We start from the raw sequence: 18,951 nt of genomic DNA, 5'->3' as shown, positions 1-18,951 counted from the left end.
TCAGTAGTAGTACGGGAAGTCGTCCCAGCGGGGATCGCGCTTCTCCAGGAACGCGTCCCGGCCTTCCACGGCCTCGTCGGTCATGTAGGCCAGGCGCGTCGCCTCACCGGCGAACACCTGCTGTCCCATGAGCCCGTCATCGGTGAGGTTGAACGCGAACTTCAGCATGCGCTGAGCGGTGGGTGACTTGCCGTTGATTTTGCGGGCCCACTCGATGGCGGTGTTCTCCAGCTCGGTGTGCGGCGCGACGCGGTTGACCGCGCCCATCCGGTGCATGGTCTCCGCATCGTAGGCCTCGCCGAGGAAGAAGATCTCCCGGGCGAACTTCTGGCCGACCTGCTTGGCGAGGTAGGCGCTGCCGTATCCGGCGTCGAAGGAGCCCACGTCGGCGTCGGTCTGCTTGAACCGGGCGTGTTCGGCGGAGGCGAGGGTCAGGTCGCACACCACGTGCAGCGAGTGGCCGCCGCCCGCCGCCCACCCGTTGACCACTGCGATGACCACCTTCGGCATGGTCCGGATGAGCCGCTGGACCTCGAGGATGTGGAGCCGTCCGCCCTCGGCCTTCACCCGCGCCTCGTCGACCGAGCCGGCGCCGGCGCCCACGACGTCGGTGTCGTGGCTGGTGGCGTACTGGTAGCCCGAACGGCCGCGGATGCGCTGGTCGCCGCCGCTGCAGAAAGCCCAGCCGCCGTCCTTGGGGCTCGGGCCGTTGCCGGTCAGCAGGATCGTGCCGATGTCGGGCGAGCGGCGCGCGTGGTCGAGTACCCGGTAGAGCTCGTCGACGGTGTGCGGGCGGAAGGCATTGCGGACCTCCGGCCGGTCGAAAGCCACTCGCACGATGCCGTTCTCGCGGCCCTCACCGACATGCCGGTGGTAGGTGATGTCGGTGAGGTCGGTGAATCCGGGCACCTCGGCCCACTGGGCCGGATCGAACGGCTGGTCGGTGGTCTGGGTGTCGTCGGCGCTCATGCGCTCAGACTAGTGACCGCGGACGGCCGTGGTCGCGGCGGTCCGGAGGAGCCGGAACCCGGTGGAGTGGAACAAATGTCCTGTTGAGTACCGCTTGGTCGCGGACCATATATGATGCGAATTTTCAGTAAATTACCAGTTCGGGGTGCTTTGCTTTACCTATGAACACGTGGGGGTGGATTCTCGTCGTCGTGGCCGTGTGGTGCGCAGTGGCCGCGGTCGTCGCCGTCATCGTGGGGCGGGCGGTGAAGATGCGGGACGAAAAAGAGCGTGGGCCACGCGGCGTCCCCGACTTCGTTCCCGGCCAGGCACGGGACCTGGCCCGACACGGGACGTGCGTCGATCTGGATGCGCACCGTCGTTTCGATCGGCACCGTCCGGACCCCGGCGGGGAGCACCGGTCCGGCCACTGAACCGGTCTTCGTATACGGTTGACCGGTGAGTGAAGTCAACGACCATGCCGTAGAGACCGTTAACGACCATGCCGTAGAGACCGTCGAGGAAGACCCGCACGAGGGCGGGTTCCGCGCCCACATCGACGTCAGCACCGATCGTGGCGGTTCACGGTACGGCGAGTTCAGCGAACAGGTACGCCTGCTGATGGACAATGCGCGCTACGCCTGCCCCGACGACGAACTGGTCGACGACCTCATCGAGCACCTCACCGCCGTCAACGAGCGCCTCGCGAAGGTCCGCATCGACGAATGGCATTCGCCGGCCGGCACCCGGATCGACCTGCCGTCCCGCGGCAACATCACCCTCCCGCCCTACGAGGTCGTCGAGGTCACCGAGACCGGCGTGATCGCCGACCTCGTCTTCCGCGACTTCCACCTCGGCGGCAACAACGCCGCGCACGGCGGGCACATCGCCGTCGCCTTCGACGACATCGGCGGCTTCGCCTCGGCCGTCGCCGTGCAGCACATCAGCCGCACCGCCTACCTGAACGTGCAGTACCGCTCGATCACCCCGCTGAACACGACCCTGCGCGTACACGCCTGGGCGGAGCGGGTCGAGGGCCGCAAGGTCTTCCTCAAGGGCACCATGCACGACGGTGACCGCCTGTGCGCCGAGATGGACGCGCTGTTCATCAAGCTCAATCCCGGCCAGGCCTAGACGGTCGGCCGGCCTGGCCGGTCAGGCGCGGCTGATCAGACCTCGAGGCGCCGGCTGCGTACCGCCGGCGAATCCGATCGGGACACCCGCAAGGCGATGGTGACGGCCTCGTCGTCGGCGACCGGACACAACTCGTCCATCTCGCGACGCAGGCCCGCGAGAAGGTCGCCGTGGTTGTCCGACAGCGTGTGCGCCGTCGCGTCGTCGAGGGCGTACAGGAAGGCCGGCGTCATGGGGTGCACGGTATAGCCGAGTTGCTCGGCGGCCACCCACAGCTGTTCGACGACGAGCCCGGCTCGCATGTAGTCCGCCCGGGTACGCCCGCTCTGGACCAGGAGCAGGATTCCCGACGCCGAGGCGACCCGCGCCGCGGCGTCCGCCCCCAGCGCCGCGCCGCCGCCCCACTCGTCGAGCAGGGACATCACGTCGCCCCGCCGGAGCACGTCGAGCATCCCGGCCATCGCCGGCGGCAGATCGAGAGACGCGATGTCGATCCCGGCACCGGCCGCGGGGTCGGCGGTGAGTTCGGCGAACATCTCGCGGTGCAGCGCGGGGGTCAGGAAGCGCGCCCGGTCGGAGCGATCCGAGATCGTCGCGAAGGTCGCGATCCGCGTGCGGTCGGACAGGGGCACGAGTCGGGTGGTCTCGGTGTCGGCCACAGCGGTGAGTCGGAGCAGGTCCTCGTCGCCGAGCGGTGAGCCGTCGCCGGGTCCACGCCGGGTGCTCCGCGCGAGCAGCGCCTGAAGGTCGCTTTCGTACTCGGGCGCGTGCACTCCCGCACCGAGGCCTTTGAGCCGGACACGTCCGAGAACCGTCTGGTCGTCCTCGACGATCTCGATGTCGTCGAGCACACCGCGACTGGCCGCGGCGACACGGGCGTTGTGCAGGGCGGCACCGACCGCGACCGCGGAGGCGCGGTGCTCGACGTCGAGCGTCGAGGTGCGGTCCCGGTCGAGGGCGATGGTCACGGTGTCGTCGTCGACGCTGATCCGCCACGGCTGCTGGTTGCCCGCCGACGGGGCTCGCGCCGCGGCGTGCGTGATGAGATCGAGGTCGGACATCTCGTCGACCGGGATCTCGTTGTGCGCGAGCGATTCGGCGGTACCTGCGTCCGTGCCGCCGGCACCGTCGAGGGGATCGCTGAGGCCGTCGAGCCAGGTGTCGCGGTCGAAGCGCACGCGCCCGGACGGCAGCGGACGGCCCTGGACGAGGCGGCGGACCGCGGCGGCGACGGTCGCACCGCCGAGCAGCACGTCGCCGGCCAGTTGCGGCCAGGCCGTGACCGTGTGCCCGAGTTCGATCGCCGACGCCGCCATCGGCGCGGTGACCCTCGCCGGTTCGAGGACCTTGACGGCCAGGGGGGTGAGATGTGCCCGGTCCAGACCCACCAGGTCCTCGATGCGGAGATCCCCGGCCAGACCATGGAACAGCGGGCGCTCCGGTTCGAGATCGAATCGCTCCACGTCGAGGGTTCCGCCGTCACTCGTCTCCATCAGCACCGGAATACCCAGTTCGCGGCAACGATGCCGTACCAGCACCTTTACGTCGAATGAATCACATTCTTCGACGACGAGGTCGAGGCCGTCGAGGAATTCGTCGATGTTCTCGTTGGTTATGCCCTCTGTGAACACCGAAGTCGTCAGGTACGGGTCGATTTCGGAAATACGTCGGGAAGCCACGATGGCCTTATTTGTATCGATATCCAGCAATGTTGCCGGAATTCGATTCATATTCGTCAATTCGAGGTCGTCGAAATCCGCCAGACGTAATTCGCCGGCCAGTCCCTCGAGGGCCAGGGTGAGGGCGATGGCGTGGCCGACGCTCAATCCGACGATCCCGATGCGCAGCTTGGCGGCGGCGTCGAGATCGGCCGCGGTCAGCTTATGCCTGTTACGGTCCAGCCGCAGCCGACGATAAGAGATCGGACCGGGGATCTTCACCAGCGATTTGCGCCACGGAAAGTACGCGAATCGACATTCTTCATCCCGGACCGAGGGGTCGACCGGAGGCAGGATCTCGTCGAGTGCACGTCGGGTCTGGGTGGTCATGTCTGTCACGTCGATCGCGTCGTCGTCCAGGAGAGAAACGGGGACTTCGGACTCCGAGTAGACGTTGGCCGCAGTGGCCGGCGTGTAGTGCATACCTCATGGTGGCTTACCCGACTCGGCGTCGCCAACCGGGGCTATATGTGCGGATTTTGGACGAGAAGAACGGTTCTGCACCAGCATAAAATTGCCGCTGTGGCAACATAACACGCGGGGTCGGGGGAGATCTCGCAACGAATTCCTTATTTATGGAAGGCGCAATACTGCGATGAAAACGATGAAAACCGCCAGTGAAGTGGTACAGACCGGCATGCTTCGGGCCACCGCCCCGGAGGCCGGTACGGAGTACACGGTGATCGCGGCCAGTCCGCGACGGGAGCGGCTCCTGTGGGACAAGTACCTCGCCGGGGCCGCCGCGTCGTACGACCGGCACGGCTGTGCGGCCGCACTCGATTACGACGAGGTCTCCTCAGGTGCGGGAACGGCCCTGTTCTTCGCCGTGCTCGACGAGTCCGATCAGGTCCGCGGCGGCCTGCGCGTCCAGCCGCGGTTCAGCGCGGCGGCGCAGTCGCACGCGCTCGTCGAGTGGGCCGGACAGCCCGGTCAGGTGCAGTTGGTGAACGCCATCGAAGAGCGGCTTGCGGGCGGGATCGTCGAGGTCAAGACGGCCTGGGTGGATGAGCGATCACCCATCGCCAGGTCTGTGGCCGGGCAGCTGTCACGGTTGGGGCTGGTCATCATGGAGATGTCGGGCACCGATCACATGATGGCCACTGCGGCCGATCACGTGCTGCGGCGCTGGCAGTCGGGCGGCGGCCGCGTCGACGAGTCGGTGCCGCCGACGCCGTTCCCCGACGAGCGCTACCGGACCCGACTCATGTGGTGGGATCGGGCCCGCCTCCAGGAACACACCACCGAGGAGACCTGGCGCCGGATGCGGATGGAAGCCGATATCCTGCAGTCGCCGCGACATGCTCAGCGTCTCCCGGGCCGGGTGTCCATCTCCAGCAAGTCGGCCGGACGCTGGTAGAAGACCTCGTACAGGCTTGCCGCCGGCGGCGATGCCGGTGGGTCCTCGGCGGCGTGGGCGCTCAGCGTGCCGTCGTTCCACACGACCGGATCGATCGTGTCGATGACGGTGGTGTCCCGGCCGCTCTCCTTGGCCCGGTACACGCATTCGTCGGCGCGGCCCAGCAGGTTCCCGATCACGTCGTCGGTGGAGCCGGCATCGCCGTTGCGCGAGGACACCAGCGGTGCACAGACGCCCCCGACACTGACCGTCACCGGAGCCGTGGCGGCCACCGCGGCCCGGAGACGTTCGGCGCAGAGCCACAGCTCGTTCTCGTCGTGGACCACGTGGAACAGCAGGAACTCCTCGCCGCCGTAGCGGCACACCTCGGAACCGACAGGGGCGTGTTCGCGGATGGCGGCGGACGCGGACAGTAGGACGCCGTCGCCGGCGAGGTGCCCGTACTCGTCGTTGATCCGTTTGAAGTGGTCGACGTCGAGAAGCAGGATGCCGATCCGTCCGGTGGACGAGCGTGCGGCGGACAACAGTTGCGACGCGCGGATGAGGAATCCGCGGCGGTTGAGCAGTCCGGTCAGGGGATCGATCCCGCAGAGACGGGTCTGTTGGTCGAGTACGGCCTCCATCGACTTGCGGAGGGCCACCACGAGGAACACGGGCACCACGATGATCCCGAACATGGACCCGAAGCTGATCAGGAACGCCGGCCCCGACGTCGTGGTGACGCCGAGGACGACCACCGCGCAGAGGGTCGCGATCGCCAGATGCGACAGGATGAGCCGGGTCGACGCGGTGATCGCGCCGATGGCGGGAATGGCCGCGACGATCGCGAGCACGAGGGCCGAGGAGCGGGGGTCGGCGAGGATCAAGGATGTGCCACCGATGCCGACGATGCCGAGGCCGCCCAGGACCGCGAACTCCGGATCGGTCAGCCGGCGACGGAGCATCGTGACGGTGAACACCAGCGCGATGAACGACCAGATGACCATCAGGATGATCATCTTTCCGGGCTTCAGGGTGTCGGGTGCGAGGACGCTGATGATGGGCAGCGGGAGCACGCCACCGGTACTGATCAGCGTTGCCATGGACCGCGCATCGTAGCGGCGCATCATGTTTCTGATCAAGGCCATACGCCGGGACCGCTTTCCGTCGTTTCGGCCGAGCGAGCGACCACGGGTTCTCCGAACTCGGTGATTTACGGGATCAAAATCATAACCCGAACTAACGAATCCTGAGTGGCGTTGCACACAGGACTGGCTCCCACCTTAGCAGCCGTTTTCTAGCCTTTCTAATTGTTTGCGGGGCGTGATCAAAAGAGAATGCGGCCCGCGGCACCCCCGAATCCGATGGAGGTCAATCGACAACGAGAGTCGCCGGATACAGAAGGCGCAGATTTCCACCGTCACGACACGGATCATGCGCTGCATCGACGATTGCCGTGGCGCCACTTCCTCTGAGTCCGCGGATCATATCCGATGTATTGCACCGGTTTCGGGTCGGGGTTGTCCTGTACAGGACGAGCCGGTCTGCGGTTAAAATCCTGCCGAGGAACGTGGCGTTCGGGCCGCGGCGGGGGGATCGGACGACAGTAGATGATGCAGTGTTGAGTCGCGGCGCAACGGTGATCGCCGTCGAGGTCGACCCTTACCACCGTGCCGTCGTCGCCTACGGGCACGGCGCCGTCGTGTCCATCGCCGAATCGTTCGTCGCCCAGGTCCTGATGCCGATCAGTCCACGTGCGCGGTTCGAACGCAGGTCGGATCTGCAGTGGCTGATAACTCTCTCGGCCACCGATGGCGGCCATGACGCGCTCATCGACGCGGCACGGCGCAAACTCGGTGCGCACACCGTCAGCGACGGAGATCGCAGCGGATTCCTCGACGTCTGCATGGGCGTCGCCGTCGGCGCCGACCTCGACGGGGTCTCGGACGAGGCCGATCTGGTGCGTCACGCCGACGCCGCCCTGTGCGTCGCCCTCACCCGCCGGGTGCATGTCGAGTTCGCGCACCCGAGTATGGTGCGGCAGATCAGCGCGGAGGTCGACCTCACGGCATGGCTCACCCGGTCCGTCGAGCGGGACTTCTCGGTCTTCTACCAACCGATCGTCGCAATGCCCGACCGTCGGGTGGTCGGCTATGAGTCGCTACTGCGTTGGCACACCGAATCCGGAGTGCTTGCCCCAGATGCGTTTCTCGCGGTGGCCGAAGGCATCTCGCTGCTCGCGCCGATCGGCCGGCATGCCATCGGGGAAGCCATCCGGGATCTCGCCGCGGACATCTCCCGGATGACCGGTGACGAGGGTTTCGTCTCGCTCAACCTGTCCTGCCAGCAGCTGTCCGACGACGGCCTCGTCGCCTACATCGACGGTCTGATCCGCGACTACCGCGTCGATCCGGCCCGGGTCTGGATCGAGGTCCGCGAGGATCAGGTGATCCGCCTCGAGACCTCGGCGGCCCGGACCGTCAACGCGCTGCACGACCTCGGGTGCACCATCTGCGTCGACGACCTCGGCGCCGGCTTCTCCGCCCTTCGTTATGTGCGGGACCTGCCGGTCGACGTCCTGAAGGTCGATCGCACGCTGATCGACCAGCTGGTCCACAGTCATTCCGATCGTGCTGTGGTGCGGGCGATCTCGGAGATGGCGGCGGCCACCGGTCTGCGGATGGTGGCGGAGGGCATCGAGAGCGACGACGTGCTGGAGGTCCTCACCGAGTTCGGCTTCGACTACGCGCAGGGCTTCTTCTTCGGCCGTCCGGAACCGCTGTCCACGTGGACCGGCCGATAGTCCGGTAACGGACCGCCGGTGACACACCCGGACGGCCGGTGCGCCGTTGTCCGGCGAACCGACCGTCCGGTGCGATCTCCCCGATGATGCTCGGGGACATGGGTTTCGGGTTAGGTGACAGTTCCGGTCTCGATGGCCTGCGGACTGTTGTGGCTCTCCACCTCGATGCGACGCGGCTTGGCCTTCTCGGCCACCGGGATGGTCACGGTGAGCACGCCGTTGTCGTAGCGCGCGGAGATGCCGGCACTGTCGATGGAGTCACCGAGGGTGACCTGGCGGCGGTAGGTGCCGGAGAACCGTTCGCTGGCCAGCCACTGGACACCCTCGTCGGACGGGGCACTTCGCTGGGCGGACAACGTGAGTACGCCGTTGTCGACACTCACGTCGATCGAGCCAGGGTCCGCGCCCGGCAGGTCGGCGACGAGCATGTAGTGGTCGTCGACCTTGTAGAGGTCCAAGGGCATGAACTTGGGTGTACGCGCGGTTCCGGCCGCCGAACCGGTCAGCATGCCCCGGGCCCAGGCATCCATGTCGGAGAAGGGATCGAAACGCAGCACAGCAGTTCACCTCCTGTCTCACAAGGCTGCTCGCCACTCGGCAGGCGAGCAGCTCAACGCTGTACTGACACCGAAGATAGCACCGGTTCGCGCACTCGTCTAGCACTCTCGGGTAGAGAGTGCCAGACGATGTGCGAACCGGTGCTCGAGCGGCCGGTTCAGCCGAGTTCGGTTGCCTCGATGGTGAATCCGGCGTCGCGCAGGCGGTCGATGAGTGCATCGCCCATCGCTGCCGCGGTCGTGAGAACCCCGGTGCGGGACGGTAGCCGATCGCGGTCGAGCGCCAGCGCCAGGGCGCTCTCGGCGAGCATCACCGCGGTCGCCTTGTATCCCGGGTCGCCCTGGGCGCGCATCTGCGATCGGTAGCGACGGCCGGTGGTCGTCCGCGTGAACGTCTCGACCACGAAATATCCACTGTTGCGGGACTTCTCGCTGGGGCCGTCGCCCGGCTTGGGCAGGACGCGGTCGAGGAGGCGGCGGGTGGGGCCGAAGCTCATCGCCCCCATGAAGACGCCGGTGCCGACCGCGACCGCGCCGGCCGCCAGCGTCGACACGGCCGGGACGCCGCCGACGTTCATCGTCTCCGCGTAATGGAAGTTCGTGCCGTAGGCGTTGTCCAGCAGCGCATTCGAACGACGAACGATCCGGGTGTTGTGTGCCGCCATGAAGAACGGGGCGAGGGTGCCGCGCAGCGAGGGGTCGACCTTCTTGGCGCTGATGATCGACAGGTCGCTCGGTTCGTCGGACATGCTGACCCGCGGGACCTCGCCGGGACCGCCGGACAGGGCCTGCGGGTTGAGCATCAGGCGCCGGGCCTGCGAGTTCCTGGCCTCGTCGGCGATGACCCGCATCGAGTCGATGGTGCCGCCGGACAGGCCGCCGCGCATCGACTTCACCACCAGGGTGGTGTCGGTCATCTCGCCCGCCCCGTCCTCGGCGACCTTCTTGTAGAGCGCGTAGGTGGTGAGGTCGGACGGGACGGAGTCGAATCCGCAGGAGTGGACGATGCGTGCACCCGAGGCGACGGCGGTGTCGTGCGCCTTGTCGATGGAGTAGCGGACGAAGGGGACCTCGCCGGTGAGGTCGACGTAGTCGGTCCCGGCGGTCGCGGCCGCGACCACGAGTGCCTCGCCGTATTTCAGGTAGGGGCCGACCGTGGTGCAGATGACCTGCGTGCGGGCCACCATCGCATCGAGCGCGGCCGGCGAGTTGGAGTCGGCGACGATCAGGGGCCAGTCGTGCGCCCGGAGCGGCAGTCGTTCGCGCACCTTGGCGAGCTTGGACTCGTTGCGGCCGGCGAGCGCGACCTTGGTGCCGATCGGAGCGTGGTCGGCGAGATACCGGGCGGTGATCTCGCCGACGAAGCCGGTGGCGCCGTAGACGACGACGTCGAACTCGCGGCCGTGCGAACCGGCGGCGGGCCGGTTCTCGTTGCTGGATGTCTCGGTGGTGGATTCCCCGCTCATCTCTCTGACCTTACGTGGGACGCGGGTCACATGTGACCGGGGAGTCAGATCCTTGTTCCGCCGCCGCGCCGGGACGCGGCCCGTGCCGCGAACGGCGCCACGAAGAGCATGAGGAGCACCCGCAGGATCTGGGCCGCGACGACGAAGGCCACGTTGCCGCCCGCGCCGGTGGCCGCTGCCAGGACGGCGTAGATGCCGCCGGGGGTGGTCGCGAGATAGCAGTCGAACATGGACTCCCCGGTCCATGCCGACAGTGCAACGCCGAGCAGCGCGCAACCGACACCGATGGCCAGGATGAGGACGAGCGCATAGGGCAGAACGCGTCCGATCTCTCGAAGACGCTCCATGGTGAAGCCGAGTCCCGCCTGCCAGCCGATCAGCGCGTAGGCCACGGTGAGCAGGATCGGAGAGACCGCGGCGTCGCCGGCGATACCGGTGAGCTCGGCGGCCGCCGAGAACGCGAGCGGACCGAGCAGCCCGGCGGCCGGGAGGTGCAGTAGTCGTCCGACGGGGATGCCGACTCCCAGGCACACCCCGAGCAGCAACAGACCCCACGCCTGATCGGTCCACGACGCCGGGAGGATCTCCACGGCGCCTTCGCCTGCTCCGAAGACGAGGGACGCGACGAGCGGGATGGTGACGGTGACGAGCGCGACCCGTAGGTACTGGATGACCGCGACCATCCGTTCGTCGCCGCCGAACTCGCGGGTGAGGGCGACCAGCCCGGAGGCGCCGCCCGCCACGAGCGCGAGCGAACCGGTGAGCGGGTCGACGTCGCGATGCAGTCCGAGCAGAGCACCGCAGACGATCGAGATGGCCAGGGTTGCGACGCCGATCACCAGCACCGGGAACCACGACGAGCCGAGTCCGCTCACCGTCTCTGGATCGGCCACCGTGCCGATGTAGACGCCGAGCACGCCCTGCGACGACACGAACGCCCAGCGTGGCACGATCGGGGCGTCGGGATCGTCCGTGGAGGTGCGGCGTCGCGGCGCCCGCCCGGCGATGGCCAGCAGGCCGGCGACGACGAGACCGGCGAACAGGGCCGCCGCGTCGACGTCGAAGATGTCGAGGATCAGCGTCGCGGCCGCGGTCAGAACGGCCAGCAGTGTCCAGCGACGCATTGGAACCACAGTAGGGCAGCACCCCGGCGGGCGCCGCGCGAGGGCGAGGCGGGGTCAGGCAGGTACTGCGGTGCCCAGGCTCAGGGCCCCATGCGGTTTCGGGACTCCCGGTTGATAGAAGGAGTCGACGTTGCCGAGCGTGAAGCCCGCCGCCGTCAGTTCGTCTCGTACGTCACGGGTCAGGTGACAGCCGCCGACGAGGCGCTTCTGGATCGGCTCGAGGCGGTGCTGCCAGCGGCGCACCTTCTCGTCGGGCGCGAGACCGTGTTCGAGGAAGCCGAGGGTGCCGCCCGGACGCAGGACGCGGCGGATCTCGGTGAGGGCTGCGCGCAGGTCGGGGATCGTGCACAGCGTGAACGTCGACAACGCGGCGTCGAAGGAGTCGTCGTCGAACGGCAGTACCTGGCCGTCGAGCCCGGAGCGCTCGATGGGCACGGACGACCCCGCGACCCGGTCGGCGGCCATCCGCCAGCCGACATCGGAGGGTTCGACCGCAGCGACCTCGGTGATCGTGTCGGGATAGAGGCCGACATTGAGACCCGAGCCGAAGCCGACTTCGAGCGTCCGCCCGCTCAGCGGGGCGCAGGCGCGTTGCCGCAGTGGTGTCAGGGCGGTCATCCCGCATGCCAGGTGAACCAGATGCGGGACGACGCGGTCGTCATATAACCCCACGCGACCAGGGTAACGCCGCTCCCGGCGCATCGCCCGGAGTTCGAGTCCCTAGGCTTGAGGAATGAATCGACCGGGTCCGAATCCATCGACGCTGCAGGCGCGGGTCATCGTCGACGAGTTGATCCGGGGTGGCGTGCGGGAAGCCGTGCTGTGCCCGGGGTCCCGGAACGCGCCGCTGGCCTTCGCGCTGCACGCCGCCGACGTCGCGGGCCGGCTGCGGCTGCACGTCCGCATCGACGAACGATCGGCGGGTTACCTGGCACTGGGACTGGCGGTGTCGTCGAAGGAGCCGGTGCCGATCGTCATGACGAGCGGCACCGCCGTGGCGAACATGGGGCCGGCGGTCTTCGAGGCCAACTACGCCCGCGTGCCGCTCGTGGTGATCAGCGCCAATCGGCCCTATGAGCTGCTCGGATCGGGCGCCAACCAGACCGTCGAGCAGTTCGGCATCTTCGGCACCCAGGTGCGTGCCGCGATCAGCCTCGGCCTCGCCGAGCAGGACCTGGACACCAACAGCCAGTGGCGGTCGGCCGTCGGACGCGTGCTCGCCGCCGCGCGCGGTGCACGTACCGGAAACGCCGGCCCGGTCCAGTTCGACATCCCGCTGCGTGAGCCCCTCGTGCCCGATCCGGACGAGGTCGGTGACGATGACCTGGGCTCGTTCGCCGGACGACCCGGCGGACTGCCCTGGACGCAGGCGCCGGTCGGCAAGCTCGACGTCCCGCTGTCCATCGACCTGTCGCTGGACACCGTGGTGGTGTCCGGTCACGGTTCCGGTGAACATCCCGCGCTCGCCGGTGTGCCGACGGTCGCCGAACCGACCGCCCCGCATCCGGCGACCCCGCTGCATCCCCTCGCCCTCGACTCGGTGCGTCCCCGCCAGGCGATCATCTGCGGTCGTCCGACCCTGCACCGCGGGGTCTCCCGGCTGCTCGCCGACCCCGAGGTCCGGGTCTACGCGCTGACCACCGGCCCGCGGTGGCCCGACGTCTCGGGCAACGTCTATGCGACCGGTACCCGCATCGAGGTGGCCGGTGAACCACGGGAGGACTGGCTCAAGGAGTGCGCCGCGGTGCAGGAGCGGGTGGTCGGGGCGGTCGCCGCGGAACTCGACGAACCGGGTCCGACCACCGGCCTCCACGTCGCCCGTGCCGTCAGCGACGCGATGGCGCCGGGCGACCAACTCGTCGTCGGCGCGTCGAATCCGATCCGCGACATCGCGCTGGCCGGGCGGGTCGCCGAGGGCGTGCGCGTCCTGTCCAACCGTGGCGTCGCCGGCATCGACGGGACCAACTCGACGGCCATCGGCGCCGCACTGGCCCTCGACCACGAACGTCCCGGGGCTCGCACCATCGCCCTCATGGGTGACCTCACCTTCGTCCACGACGCCACCGGTCTGGTCATCGGGCCGGGGGAGCCGCGGCCCGACTCGCTGCGGATCGTCGTCGCGAACGACGACGGCGGTGGGATCTTCGGTCTGCTCGAGCAAGGCGACCCGCGCTACAACACCGGGCAGTACGCCGGCGCCTACGAGCGTGTCTTCGGAACCCCGCATCACACCGACATCGCGTCGATGTGCGCGGGATTCCGCATCCCACACCGGCGGGTCGGCGTCGACGAACTGCGCGCCGTACTGGCCGAGGAACCGGCGGCGGGCGGAATAGAGGTGATCGAGGTCGCCACCGATCGCGATCGGCTGCGATCGGTGCACGCGGCGATCGCCGCCCGGCTGCGGTAGTCCCGCGACGGCGGTCCCGTCGCGACCGACGCCGCCGGTTACCCTGAACGGCATGAATCCGGTGATCCAGCGGCGCGTGCAGCTCGGGCTGCTCGTCGTCGGTCTGACCATCACCGCGATGGCGCTGTCGCTGATCGCCGGCTGTTTCAAGAACGACTCGGCGATCGAGGCCAGCAAGGCCACCGTGATGGCCGAGGTGGTCTCGGTGGACGCACTGCACGCCGCCGTCGACTTCCAAACCCCCGACGGCTCGTTCCACAGTCCGCGCTTCGGTCTGCTGTATCCCACCGAGCTCAGCGAGGGACAGCGCATCAGCGTCGAATATGCCGCGTACAACCCGGATCTCGCGCGACCGACCGGGCGTACCGCGATGCTCTCGATCATCCCGGGGCTGTCGGTGGCCGTCGTCGGGTGGCTGGTCGTCGGCCTGCTGATGGTCGGGGTTGCGGAGTTCAGCCGACGCCTGGCTCGCCGGAATGCGGAGAAGTCCGGCGGTGACGATTCGGCCGGTGCCGATTCGGGCAGTGACGATTCGGCCGATGCCGACCTGGTCGGCGAGAACGCGGACTCGGCGGCTGCCGCCGAGGACCCGGTTGTCGACGTTGTCGAGGACCCCGGTCCGGGCGCGACCGACGCGGAGTCCCTCAGCCCGCGATGACCGTGGTGGTTCCTCCGGAGACCACGAGTGCCTCGTCGTCGCGCAGGAAGTGCAGCGGATGGTCGGCGAACTCCTGACGCGTCCGGTCGATCGGTCCGCGCCCTCCGACGGTTCCCTCCGCATGCGGTACGACCGTGACGTCGATCAGTTCCAGGCCGGTGGTCGAGGCCAGGGGCGCCGCCTCGGCCGGGTTGTCGAGTAGCGCGAGCGGCGCGATGTCGGGACCGGTGACGGCCGCGCCGGCACTGACCCCGATGTAGGGCAGACCGAGCCGGACCGCTGCGACGAGAGGACGGTCGGCCCCGGCGTGGCGGAGAGCACCCAGGAGATGGAAGACATTGCCGCCCGCGACGAACACCGCGTCGACCTCGCCGAGCGCGCGGGTGAACGTGGCCGCCGGGATGAGTTCCGGATCGATGTCGACGACCTCGAATCCCTGCTCGCGCAGGGAACCGCGGTCGAGGTCGAGCCAGGCCTGGTCGGGATAGATCGACGACGCGGTCGGGATGAAGCCGATGCGCGCACCGGTGCCGACGCGCGGCACGAGGAAGTCGTGCACCGGGGTCAGCCATCGGCTCAGCAGGAGTAGGTCGGTGTCGGGCACACGTCCACTGTGCATCACGCCCGGGATTCGGGTCGTCGGGTGTTCACCGGGTGTTGCGGGACGTGTCACGCACTGCGTCACTGCCCGTCAGGTCGACGGGTCAGGGTCGGGGCATGCGCGTCGCGATCGTCGCCGAGAGCTTCCTCCCGCAGATGAACGGGGTGGTCAACTCCGTCCTGCGGGTCGTCGAGCATCTGGAATCCACCGGCCACGAGGTGGTCGTCATCGCCCCGGACACACCGCGGAGATGTTCTTCTGCGCCGCGGATCGTGGGGCGGCGGACCGCGGTGCACCTGGTGCCGTCGGTGCGGGTTCCGCGGGTGACGTCGCTGCCGGTCGGGGTTCCGATGCCGCTGCTGTACCGGGTGCTGCGCGACTTCGGGCCCGACGTCGTGCACCTGGCCTCCCCGTTCGTGGTGGGCGCGGCGGGCGCGGTCGCCGCGCGCGCGCTGGGCGTGCCGGTGGTCGCGGTCTTCCAGACCGATGTGGCCGGGTTCGCGGCGTCGTACCGGCTGGGTGCGGTGGAGAAGGCGGCCTGGCGATACACCCGCCTGTTGCACGAGATGTGCGATCTGACGCTGGCGCCGTCGAGCGAGACGATGACCGCCCTCGCCGTGCGCGGCGTGCCGCGGCTCCGGAAGTGGGGGCGCGGCGTCGACCTCGACCTGTTCGCGCCGGACCGTCGGGACGAGGCTCTGCGCGCGCAGTGGCGGCAGGACCGCGACCACGCGCTGGTGTGCGGATTCGTGGGTCGGCTGGCGCCGGAGAAGCATGTCGAACGGTTGGCCGGGCTGTCCGGGGACCCGCGGGTGCGGTTGGTGATCGTCGGCGACGGTCCCGAACGCGCTCGCCTCGAACGCTTGATGCCGGATGCGGTGTTCACCGGCGAGCTCCGCGGCGACGCGCTGGCCCGGGCGTACGCCTCGTTCGACGTCTTCGTGCACGCGGGCGAACACGAGACGTTCTGTCAGACGATCCAGGAGGCGATGGCCAGCGGCCTGCCGGTCATCGCCCCCGCTGCCGGCGGACCGTGCGATCTGGTGACGCCGTTCCGCACCGGGTACCTGCTCGAGGTCGCGCGATTCGAGGCCGCCCTGCCGGCAATCGTCGACTCGCTGCACGACGATGCGGTGCGGGCCGCGTTCGGTCGGGCGGCACTCCAGGCGGTGCGGTCACGGACCTGGCCGTCTGTGTGCGCCGAGCTGGTGGGGCACTACCGGTCGGTGACCGGGGCGGGTGCCGCGGCCGAGTTCGACCGGCCCGCCTGATCGCCGGGACACCGGTCGCGGTGGCGGCGTGCGGCGTACCTCACGCTCGTCGTGGCGCCGGCGCGCGGTAGCGTGAGCGGCATGGCATCGACGGGCGCGAACCCACCTCAGCGAGCAAGTCTGGAGAAGGATCCGGCCGAGGTCGCGGCCATGTTCGACGGCGTCGCCCGACGCTACGACATCACCAACACGGTGCTGTCCTTCGGGCAGGATCGCGGGTGGCGCAAGAAGACACGCAAGGCGCTCGACCTGCGTCCGGGTGACATCGTGCTCGACCTCGCGGCCGGGACCGCGGTGTCGACGGTCGAACTGGCGTCGTCGGGTGCCCACTGTGTGGCCGCCGACTTCTCACTCGGCATGCTCAAGGCCGGCGCCCACCGCGACGTGCCCAAGGTCGCGGCCGACGCGCTCTCGCTCCCGTTCGCCGACGACTCCTTCGACGCGGCCACCATCTCCTTCGGGCTGCGCAACGTCAACGATGTCCCGACTGCGCTCGCCGAGCTGCGTCGTGTGCTGAAACCCGGTGGGCGACTGGTGGTCTGCGAGTTCTCCACGCCGACGTTCAAGCCGTTCCGCACCGTGTACATGGAGTACCTGATGAAGGCGCTGCCGGCGGTGGCGACGAAGGTGTCGAGCAGCCCGGACGCGTATGTCTACCTGGCCGAATCGATCCGGGCCTGGCCCGACCAGTTCGCGCTGGGCGACCTGATCCGCGACGCCGGCTTCGACCAGGTGCGCTGGCAGAACATGACCGGCGGGATCGCGGCGATCCACTCCGCCCGGGCCTGACGTCCCCGACGCCACTTCGAAAACGACGTCGCATGCGACCTCGATCCGGTCCGGCGACGTCAGCTGGCGTCGCAGATCCCGAATCGGTGTCGCATGCGACTTCGGTTGTGGGGCAACGAGGTAGGAGTGCGTGCAGTCCGATCGGTGGGTAGCGAGCTGGCGAGGAACCCTTCGCTACCGTGGTAGCGAGCTTGCGTGCGGTCTTTCTGTTCCTTGAGTAGCGAGCTTGCGAGCAACTCTCCGCTCTCTGAGGCGAGTTTGCGAGGAACCTTCCGCTCCTTGGGTAGCGAGTTTGCGAGCGGTCTTTCTGTTCCTTGAGTAGCGAGCTTGCGAGCGTATCGAAAGGCCCCTCTACCAGACACCACCGACAAGTCCGGAAATGAATCTGATCCTCGATACTCGTTGCGAGGCAGCCGAATTGCGCCTACAGTCGAGTTATCGAACACGTATTCGAGTCGACGTCTCCAGGGGGTGACCACATGACCGATCACGCACTGCGCGATGACACCACCACACCGCCACCCTCGGGTCCCGCCGTGTTGGTCGGCCAGATCCACACCCTCATCGATCAGCTGCAGACAGTGAACCTGACCGGGTGTTCGGATGCCGAACTGGTCGATGTCGCGGTAGAGACCGAACGGGCGATCGCGCGACTGACTTTCGCCGGCGATCGTCAGATCGTGGAAGCCACCGAACGTGATCTGCCGCGCAAGACCGGGCATCGCAGCATCATCCAGTTCATGACCCACCGCCTGCGGATGGCCAATCCCGGTAAACGTCTCGAACAAACCCGGGCCACCGCATCGTTTCCTGATCTGACCACCGGTGAACCCCTCGCACCCGCACATCCGGCGCTGGCCGAGGCGTTCGCCGCCGGGCGAGTCGGGTCCGCGCACGTGCACGCGGTGCTCGACGTGCTCGACCAGATTCCGCACGCCGTCGCCCATGATGTGCAGGTCGCGGCCGAACAGCAGATGGCCGAGATCGCGGTCGAGCACACCCCGGCCGACATCACCCACCTCGGCGCCCGACTCCTGGGCCATCTCGACCCGGACGGCACCCTCGCCGATGATGCGGATCGGCAACGTCGCCGCAACTTCTGGCTCAACCGGCAACGTGCCGACGGGACCGCGAAACTCAACGGCACCCTCACCCCCGAGTTGGTGGCGCGGTTGGAGATGATGCTGGCCGTGTGGGCGAAACCCGGCATGAACAACCCGCATGATGCTGAATCCCCGTGCGGGTCGATCGAGGACGCCGACCCCGACCAGCTGGCAGCCGCGGCCGAGCGTGATGACCGCAGCCCGGCGCAGTTGAACCATGACGCGTTCAACGCGCTACTCAAAGCAGTGTTCGACGACGGCATGCTCGGCACCAGTCACCGCGGACTGCCGGAGCAGTTGATCGTCAAAGCTGACCTCAATGATCTGATCCGTGAAGCCGGGGTGGCGACGACGGCGACCGGCACGTTGATCCCGATCCCGGATCTGATCAAGCTGGCCGCTGATGCGCAACCGTGGTTGGCGGTGTTCGAAGATGCCACCGCGGTCCCGTTGTACTTCGGACAAGGCAAACGATTGGCCACTCGCGAACAACGCCTGGTGTCCTTCGCCCGGCCCGACGGCGAATCGTGCTCCACTCCCGATTGCCGCGTACCCGCCGCCCACGTGGAAATGCATCACGCCCAAATCGATTGGGGTGACGGCGGATTCACTGACATCACCAACCTCACTCCCGCCTGCACCCGACACCACCACATGGTCGGTAACCAACCCGGCCAATACACCACCCGCATGGTCCGCGAAGGACCCGATGAAGGCCGCTGTACCTGGCAGCTGAACGTCGAACCCGGTGCCCCTCCGAATCCGGAGCGGATCAATCGGCGACCTGATCTACCGCGCCGGTTCGCCGAACATTTGAAACAGGTACGCGAGGAGATCCACGGACCCGACCCGGCGTCCGGCGATGAAACACGCCTCGAGATCCGCGAAGTCATCGGCCACCAATCCGAGGCGCCCGTAAACCGGGGTCTGTCTCTCAAGGACCTGTCGCCCATCGAACTGCGATGCGCCGCACTCCTCGGACTCAACAAGATCTGAACCCCTCCAGCGCGGTGACTCTCCGAGCTCGGAGAAC

Annotated in this window: 17 protein-coding genes; 9 read left to right on the top strand and 8 right to left on the bottom strand. The window is 68.1% G+C overall.

Features of this window, described 5'->3' with window-relative positions; all coding sequences use genetic code 11:
- Entirely contained in the window at positions 1 to 969 is a 969-nt protein-coding gene (locus BPODLACK_RS14660) for a 1,4-dihydroxy-2-naphthoyl-CoA synthase (protein WP_006435270.1), read from the bottom strand.
- 161 nt (positions 970 to 1,130) lie between these two features.
- Between BPODLACK_RS14660 and BPODLACK_RS14655 the strand changes: the two genes are divergently transcribed.
- Both BPODLACK_RS14655 and BPODLACK_RS14650 read left to right on the top strand, forming a co-directional pair.
- Positions 1,131 to 1,382 (top strand): hypothetical protein, encoded by a 252-nt coding sequence (locus tag BPODLACK_RS14655; RefSeq protein WP_191834762.1) that lies wholly within the window; start codon positions 1,131 to 1,133, stop codon positions 1,380 to 1,382.
- Positions 1,383 to 1,407: 25 nt separating this feature from the next.
- Positions 1,408 to 2,082: a PaaI family thioesterase gene (locus tag BPODLACK_RS14650; protein ID WP_159405527.1), complete on the top strand. Its 675-nt coding sequence runs from the start codon at positions 1,408 to 1,410 to the stop codon at positions 2,080 to 2,082.
- Between the two features lie 35 nt (positions 2,083 to 2,117).
- On the opposite strand, the gene BPODLACK_RS14645 is transcribed toward BPODLACK_RS14650, so the two are convergent.
- A complete protein-coding gene (locus BPODLACK_RS14645) occupies positions 2,118 to 4,223 on the bottom strand; it encodes an Rv1355c family protein (protein ID WP_159405526.1) in 2,106 nt (701 codons plus the stop codon).
- A gap of 172 nt (positions 4,224 to 4,395) precedes the next feature.
- Here BPODLACK_RS14645 and BPODLACK_RS14640 point away from each other — a divergent pair, with 172 nt between their 5' ends.
- On the top strand, positions 4,396 to 5,157 hold the full coding sequence (locus tag BPODLACK_RS14640) for a hypothetical protein (RefSeq protein WP_159405525.1): 762 nt from the start codon (positions 4,396 to 4,398) through the stop codon (positions 5,155 to 5,157).
- Here the strand turns inward: BPODLACK_RS14640 and BPODLACK_RS14635 are convergent.
- Positions 5,103 to 6,239: a sensor domain-containing diguanylate cyclase gene (locus BPODLACK_RS14635; protein ID WP_232513064.1), complete on the bottom strand. Its 1,137-nt coding sequence runs from the start codon at positions 6,237 to 6,239 to the stop codon at positions 5,103 to 5,105. The two genes, BPODLACK_RS14640 and BPODLACK_RS14635, sit on opposite strands and share 55 nt — an antisense overlap.
- Before the next feature lie 515 nt (positions 6,240 to 6,754).
- Here BPODLACK_RS14635 and BPODLACK_RS14630 point away from each other — a divergent pair.
- A complete protein-coding gene (locus BPODLACK_RS14630) occupies positions 6,755 to 7,939 on the top strand; it encodes an EAL domain-containing protein (RefSeq protein ID WP_024499796.1) in 1,185 nt (394 codons plus the stop codon).
- A gap of 110 nt (positions 7,940 to 8,049) precedes the next feature.
- Here BPODLACK_RS14630 and BPODLACK_RS14625 read toward each other — a convergent pair whose 3' ends face one another.
- From BPODLACK_RS14625 to BPODLACK_RS14610, 4 genes are all read right to left on the bottom strand, one after another.
- The gene (locus BPODLACK_RS14625) at positions 8,050 to 8,496 is read right to left on the bottom strand and encodes an Hsp20/alpha crystallin family protein (RefSeq protein WP_006435278.1); all 447 of its coding nucleotides are present in this window, start codon (positions 8,494 to 8,496) and stop codon (positions 8,050 to 8,052) included.
- A 158-nt stretch (positions 8,497 to 8,654) separates the two neighbouring features.
- Positions 8,655 to 9,962 (bottom strand): saccharopine dehydrogenase family protein, encoded by a 1,308-nt coding sequence (locus BPODLACK_RS14620; RefSeq protein ID WP_024499797.1) that lies wholly within the window; start codon positions 9,960 to 9,962, stop codon positions 8,655 to 8,657.
- Between the two features lie 44 nt (positions 9,963 to 10,006).
- The gene (locus BPODLACK_RS14615; protein WP_159405524.1) at positions 10,007 to 11,086 is read right to left on the bottom strand and encodes an AbrB family transcriptional regulator; all 1,080 of its coding nucleotides are present in this window, start codon (positions 11,084 to 11,086) and stop codon (positions 10,007 to 10,009) included.
- Positions 11,087 to 11,140: 54 nt separating this feature from the next.
- Positions 11,141 to 11,758 carry a class I SAM-dependent methyltransferase gene (locus BPODLACK_RS14610; RefSeq protein WP_159405523.1) on the bottom strand — a complete coding sequence of 206 codons (618 nt, stop codon included), beginning with the start codon at positions 11,756 to 11,758 and terminating at the stop codon, positions 11,141 to 11,143.
- A gap of 61 nt (positions 11,759 to 11,819) precedes the next feature.
- Between BPODLACK_RS14610 and menD the strand changes: the two genes are divergently transcribed.
- Together menD and BPODLACK_RS14600 are read left to right on the top strand one after the other, a co-directional pair.
- Positions 11,820 to 13,496: a 2-succinyl-5-enolpyruvyl-6-hydroxy-3-cyclohexene-1-carboxylic-acid synthase gene (menD, locus tag BPODLACK_RS14605; protein WP_006435282.1), complete on the top strand. Its 1,677-nt coding sequence runs from the start codon at positions 11,820 to 11,822 to the stop codon at positions 13,494 to 13,496.
- 52 nt (positions 13,497 to 13,548) lie between these two features.
- Entirely contained in the window at positions 13,549 to 14,154 is a 606-nt protein-coding gene (locus tag BPODLACK_RS14600; RefSeq protein ID WP_006435283.1) for a hypothetical protein, read from the top strand.
- Here the strand turns inward: BPODLACK_RS14600 and BPODLACK_RS14595 are convergent.
- Positions 14,141 to 14,758 carry a Type 1 glutamine amidotransferase-like domain-containing protein gene (locus BPODLACK_RS14595; RefSeq protein ID WP_006435284.1) on the bottom strand — a complete coding sequence of 206 codons (618 nt, stop codon included), beginning with the start codon at positions 14,756 to 14,758 and terminating at the stop codon, positions 14,141 to 14,143. The two genes, BPODLACK_RS14600 and BPODLACK_RS14595, sit on opposite strands and share 14 nt — an antisense overlap.
- A 113-nt stretch (positions 14,759 to 14,871) precedes the next feature.
- On the opposite strand from BPODLACK_RS14595, the gene BPODLACK_RS14590 reads away from it, so the two are divergent.
- The 3 genes from BPODLACK_RS14590 (at position 14,872) to BPODLACK_RS14580 (ending at position 18,914) form a co-directional block, all read left to right on the top strand.
- Positions 14,872 to 16,026: a glycosyltransferase family 4 protein gene (locus BPODLACK_RS14590; protein ID WP_024499799.1), complete on the top strand. Its 1,155-nt coding sequence runs from the start codon at positions 14,872 to 14,874 to the stop codon at positions 16,024 to 16,026.
- Positions 16,027 to 16,107: 81 nt separating this feature from the next.
- Positions 16,108 to 16,815: a demethylmenaquinone methyltransferase gene (locus BPODLACK_RS14585; RefSeq protein WP_006435288.1), complete on the top strand. Its 708-nt coding sequence runs from the start codon at positions 16,108 to 16,110 to the stop codon at positions 16,813 to 16,815.
- 479 nt (positions 16,816 to 17,294) lie between these two features.
- Positions 17,295 to 18,914, top strand: coding sequence for an HNH endonuclease signature motif containing protein (locus tag BPODLACK_RS14580; protein ID WP_006435289.1), 1,620 nt, complete (start codon positions 17,295 to 17,297; stop codon positions 18,912 to 18,914).
- Positions 18,915 to 18,951 lie beyond the last annotated feature (37 nt).

This window comes from Gordonia sp. YY1, from assembly GCF_009872315.1.
In the GTDB taxonomy this organism is placed as follows: Bacteria; Actinomycetota; Actinomycetes; order Mycobacteriales; family Mycobacteriaceae; genus Gordonia; species Gordonia amicalis.
Note: the sequence above shows the minus strand (reverse complement) of the source record. Positions and strands in the feature narration are given on the sequence as shown.